This is a genomic window from Sinomonas halotolerans (assembly GCF_039615075.1).
GTDB classification, from domain to species: Bacteria; Actinomycetota; Actinomycetes; order Actinomycetales; family Micrococcaceae; genus Sinomonas; species Sinomonas halotolerans.
Map to the genome: position 1 here is coordinate 334,831 of NZ_JBDFRB010000001.1, position 16,803 is coordinate 351,633.

Consider the following 16,803-nt stretch of genomic DNA (forward strand, 5'->3'; position numbering starts at 1 on the left):
CCGGGCAGCTGCTCGGGCGGCTGCCGGCCCGCCACCATCCTAGGAGGTGACGCCGTCGGAGCAATGTATAAATATTGACTAGGATGCATAAACTTTCCTAGAGTGGGCCGCGTGACTATTACCGCAGCAGTGTCCGGGGCCAGCGGCTACGCCGGGGGAGAGGTCCTCCGCCTGCTGGCCAACCACCCCGAGGTCGAGATCGGGGCCATCACGGCCCATTCGAGCGCGGGACGCCGCCTCGGCGAGCTCCAGCCCCACCTGCTCTCCCTCGCCGGCCGCGGGATCGTCGAGACGACCGCCGAGAACCTCGCGGGCCACGACGTCGTCTTCCTCGCCCTCCCGCACGGCGCCTCCGCCGAGGTCGCCGCGGCCCTGCCGGAAGGCACCCTCGTGATCGACGCCGGCGCCGACCACCGCCTCGAGGACCCCGAGGCCTGGTTCCGGTTCTACCAGTCCGAGCACGCCGGCACGTGGCCGTACGGCCTGCCCGAGCTGCCCCTCGCCGACGGCTCGAAGCAGCGCGGGCGGCTCGTCGGTGCCCGCCGCATCGCCGTCCCCGGCTGCTACCCGACCTCGGCGCTGCTCGCCCTCACCCCGGGCTTCACCGCCGGGCTGCTGGAGGCCGACGACGTCGTGATCGTCTCCGCGTCCGGCACCTCGGGCGCGGGCAAGGCCGCCAAGCCGCACCTGCTGGGCTCCGAGGTCATGGGCTCGATGAGCCCCTACGGGGTGGGCGGCGGGCACCGCCACACGCCCGAGATCGAGCAGGGCCTCTCCAACGCGGCCGGCGAGCGGGTCACGGTCTCGTTCACGCCCACGCTCGCGCCCATGAGCCGCGGGATCCTCACCACCGCCACGGCGCGGGTCCGCGAAGGCGTCACCGCGGCGCAGCTGCGCGAGGCCTGGGAGTCCGCGTACGCGGGGGAGGCGTTCGTGCACGTCCTGCCCACCGGCCAGTGGCCGGCCACCCAGATGGTGGTCGGCTCCAACAGCGCCGCGCTCCAGCTCGCGTTCGACCCGCACGCGGGCCGGGTGATCGTGAGCTCCGTGATCGACAACCTCACCAAGGGCACCGCAGGCGGAGCGGTGCAGTCCATGAACATCGCGCTGGGCCTGCCCGAGGGCACCGGCCTGAACCAGCTGGGAGTCGCACCGTGACCGTCACCGCACCCAAGGGCTTCCGGGCCGCCGGCATCACCGCAGGCATCAAGGCCTCCGGGAACCCGGACATGGCCCTCGTCGTCAACGACGGCCCGGACCACCACGCTGCCGCCGTCTTCACCTCCAACCGCGTCGCGGCCGCCCCCGTGCGCTGGTCGAAGCAGGTCGTGACCGACGGTCGCGTCGACGCCGTCGTGCTCAACTCCGGCGGCGCCAACGCCTGCACTGGGCCGGAGGGCTTCCAGAACACCCACACCACCGCCGAGAAGACGGCGGACGTGCTCGGCATCTCCGCCGCGGACGTCGTGGTGTGCTCCACGGGCCTCATCGGCGAGCAGCTGCCCATGGACAGGATCGTCCCGGGCGTCGATGCGCTCGCCGCGGCGCTCTCCGCAGACGGCGGGCACGCGGCCGCAGAGGCGATCATGACCACGGACACCGTGCCCAAGGAGGCCGTGTTCGCAGGGACCGACTCCACGGGGCGGCCGTACACGATCGGCGGGATCGCGAAGGGCGCGGGCATGCTCGCGCCGGGGCTGGCCACGATGCTCGTGGTCCTCACGACCGACGCCGAGGTTCAGCCCGAGATGCTCGACGCCGCGCTGCGGGACGCCACGCGCGTGACGTTCGACCGCGCCGACTCCGACGGCTGCATGTCCACCAACGACACGGTGGTGCTGCTCGCCTCCGGCGCGGCGGGCGCGTCCCCGGACCCGGGGTCGTTCACCGCAGGCCTGACGCAGGCGTGCGCCGAGCTCGCGCGCAAGCTCATCGGCGACGCCGAGGGCGCCTCGCACGACATCGCCATCCGCACGTACAACGCGGCGAGCGAGCGCGACGCCGAGGTGGTCTCCCGCGCTGTTGCCCGGTCCAACCTCTTCAAGACCGCGATCTTCGGCAAGGACCCGAACTGGGGCCGCGTGCTCTCCGCCGTCGGCACCACCGACGCGGTGTTCGACCCGGACGCCGTCAACGTCTCGATCAACGGCGTGCAGATCTGCCAGAACGGCGGGATCGGCCAGGACCGTTCGCTCGTCGACCTCGAGCCCCGCGATGTCCTCGTGGAGATCGACCTCGCCGCGGGCTCCGCCGAGGCCACGATCCTGACCAACGACCTCACGCACGCCTACGTGCACGAGAACTCCGCCTACTCGAGCTGAGGACTGCCATGACCGAGACCAGCACGGGCGCGCAGAGCCAGAACATCCGCCTCGCCATGGACAAGGCCGAGACGCTCGTCGAGGCCCTCCCCTGGATCCAGAAGTTCGCCGGCACCACCATGGTGGTCAAGTACGGCGGGAACGCGATGGTGAACGAGGAGCTGCGCCGGGCGTTCGCCGAGGACATCGTGTTCCTCCACCACGTGGGCATCCGCCCCGTGGTCGTGCACGGCGGGGGGCCGCAGATCAACGCGATGCTCGCCCGACTCGGGATCGAGAGCGAGTTCAAGGGCGGGCTCCGCGTCACGACCCCCGAGGCCATGGACGTGGTCCGCATGGTCCTCACCGGCCAGGTGGGCCGCGAGCTCGTGGGCCTCATCAACTCCCACGGCCCGTACGCCGTGGGCCTCTCGGGCGAGGACGGCGGGCTCCTGCGCGCGGTCCGCACGGGCGCCGTGGTCGACGGCGAGGAGGTGGACCTCGGCCTCGTCGGAGAGGTGGTCGGCGTCGACCCCGCTGCCGTCCACGACCTCCTCGAGGCCGGCCGCATCCCCGTGATCTCGACCGTCGCCCCGGAGGTTGAGACCGAGAGCGGGCCCGACGGCGTCGAACGCCACCAGCCCACCGGGCAGGTCCTCAACGTCAATGCGGACACCGCCGCGGCCGCCGTCGCGGTCGCGCTCCAGGCATCCCGCCTCGTCGTCCTGACCGACGTCGAGGGGCTGTACCGCAACTGGCCGGACAGGGATTCACTCGTCTCCCAGATCTCCGCGGGGGAGCTCGCCGAGATGTTGCCGAGCCTCGAGTCCGGCATGATCCCCAAGATGGGCGCATGCCTCAAGGCCGTCACCGAGGGCGTGGACCGCGCCGCGATCGTGGACGGCCGCAGCCCGCACACGATGCTCCTCGAAGTCTTCACGAACGCCGGTGTCGGCACGCAGGTCGTGCCGGACGGGGAAGGAACCGCATGAGCGACAGCAACGCTTCCACTTCGCCTTCGCTCGGCGAGGGGGCGGGCCTCCCGCCCAAGGATGCCAACCGAACCCCGGAGGCCCGCCCCCTCACCGAGCTTGTGGGAGGCTCGCCGTCCGGCGCTGCCTGGCTCTCGCGCTACTCGGATTCCCTCATGGGCGTCTTCGGCACGCCGCAGCGCGTGCTCGTGCGCGGCCAGGGCTGCTACGTGTGGGATGCCGACGGCAAGCAGTACCTCGACCTGCTCGGCGGGATCGCCGTGAACGCGCTCGGCCACGCGCACCCGTTCGTGACGAGCGTGATCTCGAGCCAGCTCTCCACCCTCGGCCATGTCTCGAACTTCTTCACGAGCCCCACGCAGGTGGCCCTCGCCGAGAAGCTCCTGGAGATCACTGGGGCGCCCGCGGGCTCCAAGGTGTTCTTCTCGAACTCCGGGACCGAGGCGAACGAGGCGGCGTTCAAGCTCGCCCGCCGCAACGCTGCCAACCCCTCCGGCGGCAGGCGCACCAAGGTCGTGGCGCTCGAGGGCGCGTTCCACGGCCGCACGATGGGCGCCCTCGCCCTCACTGCGAAGAAGGCGTACCGCGAGCCGTTCGAGCCGCTGCCCTCCGGCGTCGTGCACGTCCCCTTCGGGGACATCGAGGCCCTGCGCGCCGAGGTCGACGACACGACGCAGGCGGTGTTCCTCGAGCCGATCCAGGGAGAGGCCGGCGTCCTCCCGCTCCCCGAGGGGTACCTCGCCGAGGCGCGGAGGATCACGCACGACGCCGGCGCCCTCCTCATCGTGGACGAGGTCCAGACCGGGATCGGCCGCACGGGCTCGTGGCTCGCCATCGAGGGCACCGGTGTGGTGCCCGACGCGGTGACGCTCGCCAAGGGCCTCGGCGGGGGCTTCCCCATCGGCGCGCTCGTGACGTTCGGCCCCCAGACCAGCGCGCTGCTGTCCGCCGGCCAGCACGGCACCACCTTCGGCGGCAACCCGGTGGCCACTGCGGCGGCCCTCGCCACGGTCCACGCGATCGAGAGCCAGAAGGTGCTCGAGAACGTGCGAGCCGTCGGCGCCCACACGCGGGAGGCGCTCGCGGCGCTGCCGGAGGTCGGCGAGGTCCGCGGGCGGGGGCTGCTGATCGGCATGGACCTGACGGGCCCGGGAGGGGACCCAGCACAGGTGCCCGAAGACGCCAATCTGGCCGCCGCCGTCGTCAGTGCCGCGCTCGAGGCGGGCTTCATCGTCAACGCGCCGGGGCCGCGGACCATCCGCCTCGCCCCGCCGCTCATCCTCACGGCCGAGCAGGCCGACTCGTTCGTCGCGGCGCTGCCGGCGCTCATCGCAGCGGCCGCGGACACCCTCAAGGAGACCGCATGACAAGCCCGGGAACCGTCCGCCACTTCCTCAAGGACACCGACCTCACACCGTCCGAGCAGGCCGAGGTCCTGGACCTCGCCGTCCGCATGAAGGCCGCGCCCTACTCGGTGCAGCCCCTCGCGGCGGAGGGTTCCGCCCGGAAGACCGTGGCCGTGATCTTCGACAAGACCTCGACCCGCACGCGCGTCTCCTTCTCCGCAGGCGTGTCCGACATGGGCGGCACGCCGCTCATCATCAACCCGGGCGAGGCGCAGATCGGGCACAAGGAGTCGGTCGAGGACACCGCGAAGGTGCTCGAGCGCATGGTCGCCGCGATCGTGTGGCGCACGGGCGCGCACGAGGGCCTCGTGGACATGGCCCTGAACTCCCGCGTGCCCGTGGTCAATGCCCTGTGCGACGACTACCACCCGTGCCAGCTCCTCGCCGACCTCCTGACGGTCAGGGAGCACAAGGGCCGGCTCGCGGGACTGACCATGGCCTACCTCGGCGACGCGGCCAACAACATGGCCAACTCCTACCTCCTCGCCGGCGTCACCGCGGGCATGCACGTGCGCATCGCCGGTCCGGAGGGCTACCTGCCCGCGGCCGGGATCGTCGCGGAGGCCGAGGACGTCGCCGCGAGGACCGGCGGCTCGGTGCTCATCACAGTGGACCCCGTCGCGGCCCTCGAGGGCGCGGACGTCGTCGCGACGGACACGTGGGTGTCCATGGGCCAGGAGGACGAGAAGGCCGCGCGGATGCAGCTCTTCCGGGACTACTCCGTGGACGCCGCGGCGATGGCCAAGGCCGCGGCCGACGCCGTGTTCCTCCACTGCCTTCCGGCCTACCGCGGGTACGAGGTCGCCGCCGAGGTCATCGACGGCCCGCAGTCCATCGTGTGGGACGAGGCCGAGAACCGCCTCCACGCCCAGAAGGCCCTGCTCGCCTGGCTCCTGCACCGCTCGGGCCAGGCGGTAGTCGACGGCCTCCCGGTCTGAGGCCCCGCCGTGTCCTCCGCCCCGGGGTCCGTCCCGCAGACCAAGGCCGCGCGCCAGGCGCGCATCCGCGCGCTCCTCGCGGAGCAGTCGGTGCGCTCCCAGGCCGAGCTAGCGGCGCTCCTCGCGGACGACGGCGTGCAGGTCACCCAGGCGACCCTCTCGCGTGATCTCGTGGAGATCGGGGCGGTGCGGGTGCGCGGTGCCGCCGGCGGGCTCGTGTACGCGGTTCGGGGCGAGGGCGGAGACCGGAGCCCCCGGACCGGGCTGGACCAGGAGGTGCTCGACGCGCGGCTCGCGAAGCTGTGCGCCGAGCTCCTCGTCACCGCCGAGGCGAGCGCGAACATCGTGGTGCTGCGCACGCCGCCGGGTGCGGCGAACTTCCTCGCGCTCGCGATCGACCACTCCGTGATCCCCTCGATCCTCGGGACGATCGCCGGAGACGACACGGTCATGATCATCACGCGCGACCCGGCCGGGGGAGACGCCGTCGCTGCCCGCTTCCTCGAGCTGGCCTCGCAGGGGGCGTAGGGGCCCTCCCCGGAGCGCGCCGGTGTGGAGCACACTGGTGGCGTGGGCGGAATCCCGTGGGTCCTGCACGTCGACCTCGACCAGTTCATCGCCGCGGTCGAGGTGCTCCGGCGCCCGGAGCTCGCGGGCAGGCCGGTCATCGTCGGGGGCCGGGGCGACCCCACCGAACGGGCCGTGGTCTCGACGGCGTCGTACGAGGCCAGGGCCTTCGGCGTGGGCTCCGGGATGCCCCTGCGCATCGCGGCCCGCAAGGTCCCCCACGCTGTGATCCTCCCTGTCGACCATGAGGCCTACCTCGCGGCCTCGGAGACGGTGATGGCCACGCTGCGCGCGCAGCCCGGCGCCGTCGTGCAGGTGCTCGGCTGGGACGAGGCCTTCGTCGGCATCGGGACGGACGACCCGGAGGCCTACGCCCGGCAGATCCAGGCGGCCGTCCTCGAGCGGACGCGGCTGCACTGCAGCGTGGGCATCGGCGACACCCTGGTCCGGGCGAAGGTCGCCACCGGGTTCGGCAAGCCGGCCGGCGTCTTCCGCCTCACCTCGGAGAACTGGCTCGACGTCATGGGCGGCCACCCCACCCGAGACCTCTGGGGCGTCGGGGCGAGAGTCTCGGGCCGGCTGGCCAGGCTCGGCATCACCACCGTCGCCGAGCTCGCCGCGGCCGACCCCCAGGACCTGGTCCCGGAGTTCGGCCCCACGATGGGCCCCTGGTACGCCCAGCTCGGGCGCGGGGACGGATCCCGCGTGGTGGACGACACCCCTTGGGTCGCCCGCGGGCACAGCCGCGAGACGACCTTCCAGCGCGACCTGACGGAGCCCGCGCAGATGGACGACGCCGTGCGGGAGATCGCAGCGCGCGTCCTCGAGGACGTCGCGGCGGAGGGACGGCCAGTGGTCGGGCTGACCCTCAAGATCCGCTACGCGCCGTTCGACACCACGACGCACGCGAGGAAGATCCCGGCGACCTCCGATCGGGACGAAGTCCTCGCGGTGGCCCTGGACCTTGCCGCCGGCATCGAACCGGGCCGCCCAGTCCGGCTCCTGGGGCTGCGGGCCGAGATGGCCATGCCCCAGGACGCCCGGACGGGGCACACGCCAACGCGCGGGGGCTGGTGACGGCGCCGCCGCGCCGGTCCGGACCGGCCTAGCGCGCCACGCGGTAGCGCAGGAAGACGACCTTGGAGGGGAAGACGCGGGTCTCGACGAGGTCGAGGTCCACCTTCTGCCCGTGGCGTGGGAAGAAGGGGATGCCGCCGCCCACGAGCACGGGGTACACCATGGGGCGGTACTCGTCGATGAGGCCCAGCGCTGCGGCCTCGGCGGCGAGGGTCGCCCCGCCGATGGCGATCTCGCCGTCACCCGGCTCGGCCCGCAGCCGCTGGATCTCCTCGGCCACGCCGCCGGTGGCCAGACGGGCGCTGCCCTGCACGCCCGAGAGCGTGCGCGAGAAGACGATCTTGGGGAGCGGATTCCACAGTGCGATCCATTCCCGGTCCGCGTCGCTGACGGCCGGGTCCTCGCCGGCGGTCTCCCAGTAGAGCATCGTCTCGTAGAGCCGGCGCCCCAGCAGGTGCACGTCCACGCGGCGGATCCCGTCGATCCAGAAGCGGAAGACCTCCTCGTCCGGCGCGGTCCAGTCGAAGCTGCCGTCCGGCCCGACGATGTAGCCGTCGAGCGAGACGCCCATGGAATAGGTCACGGTGCGCATCTCAGGTCCTCCTCGCCTCCGACGCTACCGATACGCGGTTCCTGCTTCGTGGTCAAGGGCGAGTGCTGACGGGCTTCGTCCAGCGCGGCCGGCCGCCTACCCGAACCGCGCGAAGGGCGCGGCGTAGCGGAAGGTGCCCGCCGCGCCGTCGTGCGCTGTCCCATGTGCTGCGAGCAGCCGCACCTGGAAGAAGCCGCCCCATGCCGGATCCGGCGACGCGATTCCGTGCCGCGCCGCGGGCTCCCAGCCGTGGCGCCCGTAGAACGCGGGGTCCCCCACGAGCGCGATGAGGCGCTCGCCGCGCGCCTGGGCCGCGGAGACGGTCGCCTCCAGGAGGGCGGCCCCGATGCCGCGGCCCTGACGGTCGGGCCGCACCGAGATCGGTCCGAGCCCCAGCGCCGGCAGGGGATCCACGCCGGCGGCATCGATCCAGCCGCGCGTCGTGATGGCATGGCCCACGACGGCGCCGCCCTCCTCCGCGACCAGGGCCAGGTCCGGGAGGTACCCGGCATCGGCGCGGAGCCACTCCACGAGTGCTGCCTCGCCCGGGTCTCCCGTGCCGTCGAGGGGCGGCGCGGAGACGGCCGCCTGCCTGAAGGCCGCGGCAGTCACGGCGCGGACGGCGGGGTAGTCCTCGGCGCGCTCGGGGCGGATGATGGCAGGCATGGCGCCACGGTGCCACGGGCCGCCGAGCCCGGGCAACCGCGCGGCTTCGCGGATTGCCAGCACTGTATATCTATGTAGACTGATGCATAACAATTCGTTCTGACCCCCAAGGAGCACACCGTGAAGGATCGCATCGTCCTCGCCTATTCGGGCGGCCTGGACACGTCCGTGGCCATCGGCTGGATCGCCGACGCAACCGGCGCAGAGGTCGTCGCCGTCGCCGTCGACGTCGGGCAGGGCGGCGAGGACATGGAGACCATCCGTCAGCGCGCGCTCGGCTGCGGGGCCGTCGAGGCCTACGTGGCGGACGCCCGCGACGAGTTCGCGAACGAGTACTGCATGCCCACCCTCAAGGCCAACGGGCTCTACCAGGGCCACTACCCGCTCGTCTCGGCCATCTCGCGCCCGGTGATCGTCAAGCACCTCGTCAAGGCCGCGCGCGAGTTCGGCGCCACGACCGTGGCCCACGGCTGCACGGGCAAGGGCAACGACCAGGTCCGCTTCGAGGTCGGCATCCAGACCCTCGGCCCGGACCTGAAGTGCATCGCCCCGGTCCGCGACCTCGCCCTCACGCGTGACAAGGCCATCGCGTACGCCGAGGAGAAGCAGCTCCCGATCGTCACGACGAAGAAGAACCCCTACTCGATCGACCAGAACGTGTGGGGCCGCGCCGTCGAGACCGGCTACCTCGAGGACATCTGGAACGCCCCGACCAAGGACATCTACGACTACACCCAGACCCCGGAGTTCCCGCCGGCCCCGGACGAGGTCACCATCACGTTCGTCCAGGGCGTGCCGACGGCGCTCGACGGCGTCGAGCTCACCCCGCTCCAGGTCATCCAGGAGCTGAACCGCCGCGCCGGGGCCCAGGGCGTGGGCCGCATCGACGTCGTCGAGGACCGCCTCGTGGGCATCAAGTCCCGCGAGATCTACGAGGCCCCGGGCGCGATGGCGCTCATCACGGCGCACAAGCACCTCGAGGACATCACGATCGAGCGCGAGCACGCCCGCTTCAAGGCCACGGTCGGCCAGCGCTGGAGCGAGCTCGTGTACGACGGCCAGTGGTTCTCCCCGCTCAAGCGCGCCCTGGACACGTTCATCGAGGACTCGCAGCAGTATGTCTCCGGCGACATCCGCATGGTCCTCCACGGCGGCACTGCCGTGGTCAACGGCCGCCGCTCGGACACGTCGCTGTACGACTTCAGCCTCGCGACCTACGACACGGGCGACACGTTCGACCAGTCCAGCGCGAAGGGATTCATCGACCTCTGGGGCATGTCCTCCAAGGTCGCCTCGAGCCGCGACCAGCGCGTCGCGGGGGAGTGAACCCGGGTGGCTGAGCAGAACATGGGCCCACGGGCGCAGGGGTCCCCGGCCGAGCGCAGCGAGGCCGGAGGGCGCTCGGGGACCAACGAGGGCGCACTCTGGGGCGGGCGCTTCGCCGGGGGACCGGCGGACGCGCTCGCCGCGCTGAGCAAGTCCACGCACTTCGACTGGCGCCTGGCCCGGTACGACATCGCCGGCTCCAAGGCCCACGCGCGCGTCCTGCACCGCGCGGGCCTGCTCGACGACGGCGAGCTCGCCGGCATGCTCGACGCGCTGGACCGCCTCGACGCAGACGTCGCCTCGGGCGCGTACACCGCGGCGGAGTCCGACGAGGACGTGCACGGCTCGCTCGAGCGCGGCCTCATCGAGCGCGCGGGGACGCACCTGGGCGGCAAGCTGCGCGCCGGCCGTTCTCGCAACGACCAGGTCGCGACCCTCGGGCGCATGTTCCTGCGCGACCACGCGCGGGTCATCGCCCGCGGCGTCCTCGACACGGTCGACGCGCTCGTGGCCCAGGCCGAGGCGCACCCGGACGCGGCGATGCCGGGCCGGACACACCTCCAGCACGCCCAGCCCGTCCTGCTCAGCCACCACCTGCTCGCCCACGCGTGGGCCCTGCTGCGGGACGTCCAGCGCCTCGCGGACTGGGACAGGCGTGCGGCCGTGTCGCCCTACGGCTCGGGGGCGCTCGCGGGCTCGTCCCTCGGACTCGACCCCGAGGCCGTCGCGGCGGACCTGGGCTTCGACTCGGCCGTGCACAACTCGATCGACGGCACCGCCTCGCGGGACGTCTTCGCCGAGTTCGCGTGGGTCGCGGCGATGATCGGCGTGGACCTCTCGCGCATCTCGGAGGAGGTCATCCTCTGGGCCACGAAGGAGTTCTCCTTCGTCACCCTCGACGACGCGTACTCCACCGGGTCCTCGATCATGCCGCAGAAGAAGAACCCGGACGTCGCGGAGCTCGCGCGCGGCAAGGCGGGGCGCCTCATCGGCGACCTCACGGGCCTCCTCGCGACCCTCAAAGGCCTGCCGCTCGCGTACAACCGCGATCTGCAGGAGGACAAGGAGCCCGTCTTCGACGCGGCCGACACCCTCGAGCTCCTGCTCCCCGCGGTCTCGGGCATGATCGCGACCCTCGCGTTCAACACCGAGCGCATGGCCGCCCTCGCCCCGCAGGGCTTCGCCCTCGCGACCGACATCGCCGAGTGGCTCGTCCGCCAGGGCGTGCCGTTCCGCGAGGCCCACGAGCTCTCCGGCGCCGCGGTGAAGCAGGCCGAATCGCGCGGCGTCGAGCTCTGGGACCTGGACGACGAGGAGTACGCGGCGATCAGCCCAGCGCTCACGCCCGAGGTCCGCTCCGTGCTGAGCACCGAGGGCTCGCTCGCGAGCCGCAGCGCGCAGGGCGGCACCGCTCCGGAGGCGGTCGCGCGCCAGCTCGCCGCGCTCCAGGAGCAGCTCGCCCAGGCCCGCGGGTTCGCGGGCTGACCCGGGCTCGCTCCTCGGCGGGGGGGGGGGGGGGGGGGGGGGGGGGCGCGGGGGGGGCGGGGGGGGGGGGGGGGCCCCCGCCCCCCCCCCGGCCCCCCCGGCGGGCCGCGGCGCCGCGGCGGGGGGGGGCCCCCCCCCCCGCGCCGGTGGGACGAGGCTGGGAGGACGCCCGCCCAGCAGGGCCGGAGGCCCGGTCAGTCGCCGAGGTGCGTCGGCGCGAACATCTTCAGGAGGGTCTCGACCACGACGACGTTCGGCCCGTCCGCGGCGAAGCCCTCCTCGAGCGCCTCCCGCACATCCTCGGGGGCCACGCGGCGCGCGGGCACCCCGAACGACTCGGCGAGCGCGACGAAGTCCGGGCGCGCGAGCTCGGTGGCAGTGGCCTTGCCGAACGCGCCGACCATGTACTCGCGGAGGATCCCGTACCCGCCATCGTCGACGATGAGCCACGTGACCGGCACATTGTGCTGCTTGGCGGTGGCCAGCTCGGAGATCGAGTACATGGCCGAGCCGTCGCCGGACACGGCGAGCACGCGCGCGGGCCGGCCCGTCGTGGCGAGCCCCACTGCCCCGCCGATCGCGGCCGGGAACCCGAACCCGAGACCGCCCGCGCCCTGGGCGGAGTGGAACTGCCCCTGCCGGGCATCCCAGCAGCTCCACGCCCAGTAGGCGGAGATGGTCATGTCCCAGAAGGTCTGCATGTCGTCCGGAACGGCCGCGCGGATGTCGGCCATGAAGCGCAGCTCCTTGTCCAGGTCCTGCGACTCGAGCCGGGCCCGCACCGCGGCAAGGGCCTCCGCGACCACGTCCTCGGGGGCCTTCCCGTGCCAGTCCGAGGCGTGCGCGGCCCCGGCCGCCGTCCCGCCGGCCCCGACGCCGGCCCCGAGCCCACCTGCGAGTGCCTCGGCGAGCGCCGCGTCGATGGCGGCGAGCGCCTGCCCGGCATCGGCCCGGATGCCCAGACCCGGGCGGTTGGACTCGAGGACCCGGGGCTCGGCGTCGATCTGGATGATCCGGCCGCGCGGCTCGAAGGTGAAGTAGTTGGACGTGACCTCGCCGAGCGAGGAACCGACCACCACGAGCACGTCCGCGTCCTCGAGGAGGTCGGTCATGTGCCGGTCCTCGATCCAGGACTGGAGCGAGAGTGGGTGCTCCCACGGGAACGCGCCGTTGCCGCCGGGAGTGCAGATGACGGGGGCGCGGAGCTGCTCGGCGATGGAGAGCAGTGCCTTCTCGGCGTGCCCGCGCCGGGTCCCGCCGCCGGCAATGATCGCCGGCCGCTTGGACTCGCGGAGCCACTTCACGGCCTCCCGCACGAGCTCGACGCGCGGCGGGTTGTCCGCAGCGACCGCGAGCGCGTCCTCAACCGGCGGCACCACGATCGGGTCCAGGAGCACGTTCTGTGGGATCTCGACCCAGACCGGCCCCTGCGGGGAGGAGATCGCGTCCGTCCAGGCGTCCTGGATCGCGCTCGGGATGCCGGAGGCGTGCTGGATGAGCCGCTGGCTCTTCGTGACGTTCGCGGCCGAGGCCTTCTGGTCGTCGAGCTGGTGCAGCATGCCCTTGCGCCGCGCGCCGAGGCCCTCGAGCGGGATCTGGCTCGCCACCACCACCATGGGCACGCCGGTCGCGTAGGCCTCCTGCAGCCCGGCGAGCGAGGTGAGCGCGCCCGGCCCCGTGGAGAGGAAGAGGACGCCGACCTCGCCCGTGGCGCGGGAGTACCCGTCCGCCGCGAACGCCGAGTTGTTCTCGACACGGCTCGAGACGAACTGGAGGTTGCCGCGGCCCATCGCGTCGAACAGCCCGAGCGCATGCTGCCCGGGGATGCCGAACACGGTCTTCGCCCCGAGCGCCTCGAGGGTCTCCACGACCAGGTCGCCGCCGTTGCGCGTGCCTGCCTCGCGCTGGGCGGGGCCGCCCTGCGCTTCGTGGGGGCGCACGACGCCGTCGCCCGCCCCGTGCGCGCCGGCTCCGGCCGCGCCGTGGTCGCCGTGGTCGCCGCCGTGCGCGGCCATGGTGTCCTGCTGTTCCGTGCTCATCGGGCATCCGCCTTCGGGAGTTCGCTCATGAGGGTGACAAGGTCGTAGGCTACGTGGCTCGCGGCGACGCCGGTCAGCTCGGCGTGGTCGTAGGCCGGGGCCACCTCGACCACGTCCGCGCCGACGAGGTTGAGCCCGCGCAGGCCGCGGATGATCTCGAGGAGCTCGCGGCTCGTGATCCCGCCGGCCTCGGGGGTCCCGGTGCCGGGCGCGTGGGCCGGGTCGAGGACGTCGATGTCCACGGAGACGTACAGCGGGCGGCTGCCGATCCGGTCCCGCAGCTTCGCGACGATCTCACGCACGCCCTGATGGTAGACGTCCGAGGACGTGACGATGCCGAAGCCGAAGCGGCGGTCGTCCTCGAGGTCCTTCTTGCCGTAGAGCGGGCCGCGGGTGCCTACGTGGGAGATCGCCTCGGTGTCGAGGATGCCCTCCTCGACCGCGCGGCGGAACGGCGTGCCGTGGGTGTACTCGGCGCCGAAGTAGGTGTCCCACGTGTCCAGGTGTGCATCGAAGTGCAGGAGCGCCACCGGCTCGCCGGCGCGCTCGGACGCGGCCCGCAGGAGCGGGAGGGCGATCGTGTGGTCGCCGCCGAGCGTGAGCAGGCGCGCACCGCCGGCCGTGAGGTCGAGCGCGTTCTGCTGGACGGCCTCGATGGCCTCGTGGATGTTGAACGGGTTCACGGCCATGTCCCCGGCATCCGCGACCTGCGCCTCCGCGAACGGCGAGACGTCCACGGCGGGGTTGTAGGGCCGCAGGAGGCGGCTCGCCTCGCGCACGTGGTTGGCGCCGAAGCGCGCGCCCGGGCGGTAGGAGACGCCCGAGTCGAACGGTACGCCGACCACCGCGACATCCGCCTTCTCCAGCTGGTCGAGGCGGGGAAGGCGGGCGAACGTCGCGGCGCCCGCGTACCGCGGGATGCGGGACGAATCGATGGGACCGAGGTTGCCGTTCTCCTCGATGCGCAGCTCGTGCAAAGGGCCCTCCAGGTTGTGGGGTTGACTGTGAGCCACACTACACCAAAAGTTGTCTGCTATGCACCTGTTGTTTACACGGCTCCGCGAGCGCAAACCGTGACCCTCCCGCCCGGGCCAGCCGGCCGGCGTCGTGCGCAAGGACACCGCAAAGACCGCGCTAAGGATCTGTAAAACTCCCTGCCCCGGCCCCTTCCCCAGGCCTACGCTCCAGCTGTCACCTCCCACCGACAGCAGGAACCATGAGCACTCTGATGCGGCCACCGGCCGAACCGCACCCCCGCCGCCGCCACGAACTCACCTCCACCGCCCTGCGCGCGTGGCTGCTCGAGGGAATGCCCGGCGCGCCGAGGAAGCGCCTCCCGCCCATCGAGGCGGAGAAGGCACACGCCCCCGCCGCCTGGTGGCGCGTCATGTGCCTCACGGGCGTGGACTACTTCTCCACCCTCGGCTACCAGCCCGCCATCGCGGCGCTCGCCGCCGGCGTCCTCTCCCCGCTCGCCACCCTCGTTCTCATCGCCGTGACCCTGTGCGGCGCGCTCCCCGTGTACCGCCGCGTGGCCCGGGAGAGCCCCCGCGGCGAGGGGTCCATCGCGATGCTCGAGAAGCTCATGGGGCGCTGGACGGGCAAGCTCGCCGTGCTCGCCCTGCTCGGGTTCGCCGCGACGGACTTCATGATCACCATGACCCTCTCCGCCGCGGACGCGAGCGCGCACGTGGTCGAGAACCCCTTCGCGCCCCCCGCGCTCCACGGCCAGGAGGTCGCGATCACGCTCGGGTTCCTCGGCGCGCTCGCCGTGGTGTTCCTGCGCGGGTTCCGGGAGGCGATCAGCGTGGCCGTGGTGCTCGTCGTCGTCTTCCTGGGGCTCAACGCAGTAGTGATCGTGGCCGGTCTCGCGCGGATCGCCGCGCACGGCGCGCTCGTCGCCGACTGGTGGACCGCCCTGACCACGCAGCACGGGAACCCGTGGCTCATGCTCGCCGTGGCGCTCATCGTCTTCCCGAAGCTCGCGCTCGGGCTCTCCGGGTTCGAGACCGGCGTGGCCGTCATGCCGCAGGTCAAGGGCGGCCCCGAGGACACCGAGGAGAACCCCGCCGGCCGGATCCGCGGCGCCCGGCGCATGCTCACCACGGCGGCCCTCATCATGTCCGGGTTCCTCATCTCCTCGAGCTTCGTCACCACCCTGCTCATCCCCGCCGCGGAGTTCGCCCCCGGCGGCGCCGCGAACGGGCGTGCGCTCGCGTACCTCGCGCACGGCTTCTTCGGCGACGGGTTCGGCACGCTCTACGACCTCTCCACGATCGCGATCCTCTGGTTCGCCGGCGCCTCCGCGATGGCCGGGCTCATCAACCTCGTGCCGCGCTACCTGCCGCGCTATGGGATGGCGCCGGCCTGGACGCGGGCCGTGCGCCCGCTCGTGCTCGTCTTCGCGGCGATCGCGTTCGCCGTCACGGTGGTCTTCGACGCCGACGTCGACGCCCAGGGCGGCGCCTACGCCACCGGCGTCCTCGTGCTCATGACCTCGGCGGCGCTCGCCGTGACGCTCTCGGCCCGGGCCGCCGGCGAGCGGATGCGCACCGTCGCGTTCGGGGCCATCACGGCGGTGTTCGTGTACACGACCGTGGCCAATGTGGTGGAGCGCCCGGACGGCATCCGGATCGCGGCGCTGTTCATCCTCGGGGTCCTCGTGGTGTCCTTCGCCTCGCGCGTGCGGCGTTCGTTCGAGCTGCGGGCCACGCACGTGCGCCTCGACGCCCGCGCGCTCGAGTTCATCGCCGGGATCGAGGAGGGGCCGCTGCGGCTCATCGCCCACGAGCCGAAGCGGCTCGACGCCGAGCGGTACCGGACCAAGCTCGAGCACGCGCGCGCGGCGAGCCACCTCCCAGCGGACGCGGAGGTCCTCTTCGTGGAGGTCGTGGTGGACGACTCCTCCGAGTTCGAGCAGGAACTCGAGGTGCACGGCGTGCGCCGGCACGGGTACCGGGTGCTCGAGGTCCACTCGAGCAACGTGCCCAACACGCTCGCGGCCGTGCTCCTGCACCTGCGCAACGTCACGGGCCTCATGCCCCACATCTACTTCCGGTGGACCGAGGGCAACCCCGTGACCAACCTGACCCGGTTCCTCGTCTTCGGCGAGGGCGAGATCGCCCCCGTGACCCGCGAGGTGCTGCGGGAGGCCGAGCCGGACGTCACCCAGCGCCCCTGGGTCCATGTCGGCTGACGTCTCGGGTACACCTCAGACGTCGCCGCTTCGAAGCACGACGGCGAGAGGCGGCCTGCGCGGGCGAGGCGGGGCGCGCCGTCGTCCGCACCGGGGCGACGAACAGCGGAGGCACCGTACCCGAAACGCCCCAGGGCCCGATCACCTGTACCCGAAACGCCCCAGCGCCCGATCACGTGTACCCGAAACGCCCCAGGGCGGCTTTATGTGTACCCGGAA

Annotated in this window: 14 protein-coding genes; 10 read left to right on the plus strand and 4 right to left on the minus strand. The window is 72.7% G+C overall.

All coding sequences use genetic code 11. From position 1 onward, the window contains the following. The first annotated feature begins 111 nt into the window (after positions 1-111). From argC to ABCQ75_RS01535, 7 genes are read left to right on the plus strand one after another with little or no spacing between them, the layout of a single operon-like run. Positions 112-1,158 (plus strand): N-acetyl-gamma-glutamyl-phosphate reductase, encoded by a 1,047-nt coding sequence (gene argC, locus ABCQ75_RS01505; protein ID WP_345882686.1) that lies wholly within the window; start codon positions 112-114, stop codon positions 1,156-1,158. After that, complete coding sequence (argJ, locus tag ABCQ75_RS01510; protein ID WP_345882687.1) at positions 1,155-2,321, plus strand: bifunctional glutamate N-acetyltransferase/amino-acid acetyltransferase ArgJ; 1,167 nt, start codon at positions 1,155-1,157, stop codon at positions 2,319-2,321. The genes argC and argJ overlap by 4 nt, the downstream gene beginning before the upstream one ends. Positions 2,322-2,329: 8 nt before the next feature. After that, positions 2,330-3,292 (plus strand): acetylglutamate kinase, encoded by a 963-nt coding sequence (gene argB, locus ABCQ75_RS01515; RefSeq protein WP_345882688.1) that lies wholly within the window; start codon positions 2,330-2,332, stop codon positions 3,290-3,292. Then, complete coding sequence (locus ABCQ75_RS01520) at positions 3,289-4,659, plus strand: acetylornithine transaminase (protein WP_345882689.1); 1,371 nt, start codon at positions 3,289-3,291, stop codon at positions 4,657-4,659. The genes argB and ABCQ75_RS01520 overlap by 4 nt, the downstream gene beginning before the upstream one ends. Further along, positions 4,656-5,636, plus strand: coding sequence for an ornithine carbamoyltransferase (gene argF, locus ABCQ75_RS01525; protein WP_345882691.1), 981 nt, complete (start codon positions 4,656-4,658; stop codon positions 5,634-5,636). Before ABCQ75_RS01520 ends, argF begins: the two co-directional genes overlap by 4 nt. A 9-nt stretch (positions 5,637-5,645) precedes the next feature. Continuing rightward, positions 5,646-6,164 (plus strand): arginine repressor, encoded by a 519-nt coding sequence (locus ABCQ75_RS01530; protein ID WP_345882693.1) that lies wholly within the window; start codon positions 5,646-5,648, stop codon positions 6,162-6,164. 42 nt (positions 6,165-6,206) lie between these two features. Continuing rightward, on the plus strand, positions 6,207-7,280 hold the full coding sequence (locus ABCQ75_RS01535) for a DNA polymerase IV (RefSeq protein ID WP_345882695.1): 1,074 nt from the start codon (positions 6,207-6,209) through the stop codon (positions 7,278-7,280). A gap of 28 nt (positions 7,281-7,308) precedes the next feature. On the opposite strand, the gene ABCQ75_RS01540 is transcribed toward ABCQ75_RS01535, so the two are convergent. Together ABCQ75_RS01540 and ABCQ75_RS01545 are read right to left on the minus strand one after the other, a co-directional pair. Further along, positions 7,309-7,872, minus strand: coding sequence for a dihydrofolate reductase family protein (locus ABCQ75_RS01540; protein ID WP_345882696.1), 564 nt, complete (start codon positions 7,870-7,872; stop codon positions 7,309-7,311). A 96-nt stretch (positions 7,873-7,968) separates the two neighbouring features. Further along, complete coding sequence (locus tag ABCQ75_RS01545; RefSeq protein ID WP_345882698.1) at positions 7,969-8,538, minus strand: GNAT family N-acetyltransferase; 570 nt, start codon at positions 8,536-8,538, stop codon at positions 7,969-7,971. Between the two features lie 120 nt (positions 8,539-8,658). Here ABCQ75_RS01545 and ABCQ75_RS01550 point away from each other — a divergent pair, with 120 nt between their 5' ends. Continuing rightward, the gene (locus tag ABCQ75_RS01550) at positions 8,659-9,864 is read left to right on the plus strand and encodes an argininosuccinate synthase (RefSeq protein WP_345882699.1); all 1,206 of its coding nucleotides are present in this window, start codon (positions 8,659-8,661) and stop codon (positions 9,862-9,864) included. Positions 9,865-9,885: 21 nt separating this feature from the next. After that, positions 9,886-11,349 (plus strand): argininosuccinate lyase, encoded by a 1,464-nt coding sequence (gene argH / locus ABCQ75_RS01555; RefSeq protein WP_345882934.1) that lies wholly within the window; start codon positions 9,886-9,888, stop codon positions 11,347-11,349. Between the two features lie 194 nt (positions 11,350-11,543). On the opposite strand, the gene ABCQ75_RS01560 is transcribed toward argH, so the two are convergent. Next, on the minus strand, positions 11,544-13,388 hold the full coding sequence (locus tag ABCQ75_RS01560) for a thiamine pyrophosphate-binding protein (protein ID WP_345882700.1): 1,845 nt from the start codon (positions 13,386-13,388) through the stop codon (positions 11,544-11,546). Then, positions 13,385-14,365, minus strand: coding sequence for an agmatinase (gene speB, locus ABCQ75_RS01565; RefSeq protein WP_345882701.1), 981 nt, complete (start codon positions 14,363-14,365; stop codon positions 13,385-13,387). Before speB ends, ABCQ75_RS01560 begins: the two co-directional genes overlap by 4 nt. 239 nt (positions 14,366-14,604) lie before the next feature. Here speB and ABCQ75_RS01570 point away from each other — a divergent pair, with 239 nt between their 5' ends. Beyond that, entirely contained in the window at positions 14,605-16,584 is a 1,980-nt protein-coding gene (locus ABCQ75_RS01570) for an APC family permease (protein ID WP_345882703.1), read from the plus strand. The last annotated feature ends 219 nt before the right edge of the window (positions 16,585-16,803 follow it).

Bases quoted from the DNA above. Each gene is read 5' to 3' on its own strand.
- argB (WP_345882688.1), top strand. From the start codon at position 2,330: ATGACCGAGACCAGCACGGGCGCGCAGAGCCAGAACATCCGCCTCGCC.
- ABCQ75_RS01520 (WP_345882689.1), top strand. From the start codon at position 3,289: ATGAGCGACAGCAACGCTTCCACTTCGCCTTCGCTCGGCGAGGGGGCG.
- argF (WP_345882691.1), top strand. From the start codon at position 4,656: ATGACAAGCCCGGGAACCGTCCGCCACTTCCTCAAGGACACCGACCTC.
- ABCQ75_RS01540 (WP_345882696.1), bottom strand. From the start codon at position 7,872: ATGCGCACCGTGACCTATTCCATGGGCGTCTCGCTCGACGGCTACATC.
- ABCQ75_RS01545 (WP_345882698.1), bottom strand. From the start codon at position 8,538: ATGCCTGCCATCATCCGCCCCGAGCGCGCCGAGGACTACCCCGCCGTC.
- argH (WP_345882934.1), top strand. From the start codon at position 9,886: ATGGGCCCACGGGCGCAGGGGTCCCCGGCCGAGCGCAGCGAGGCCGGA.
- ABCQ75_RS01560 (WP_345882700.1), bottom strand. From the start codon at position 13,388: ATGAGCACGGAACAGCAGGACACCATGGCCGCGCACGGCGGCGACCAC.
- ABCQ75_RS01570 (WP_345882703.1), top strand. From the start codon at position 14,605: ATGAGCACTCTGATGCGGCCACCGGCCGAACCGCACCCCCGCCGCCGC.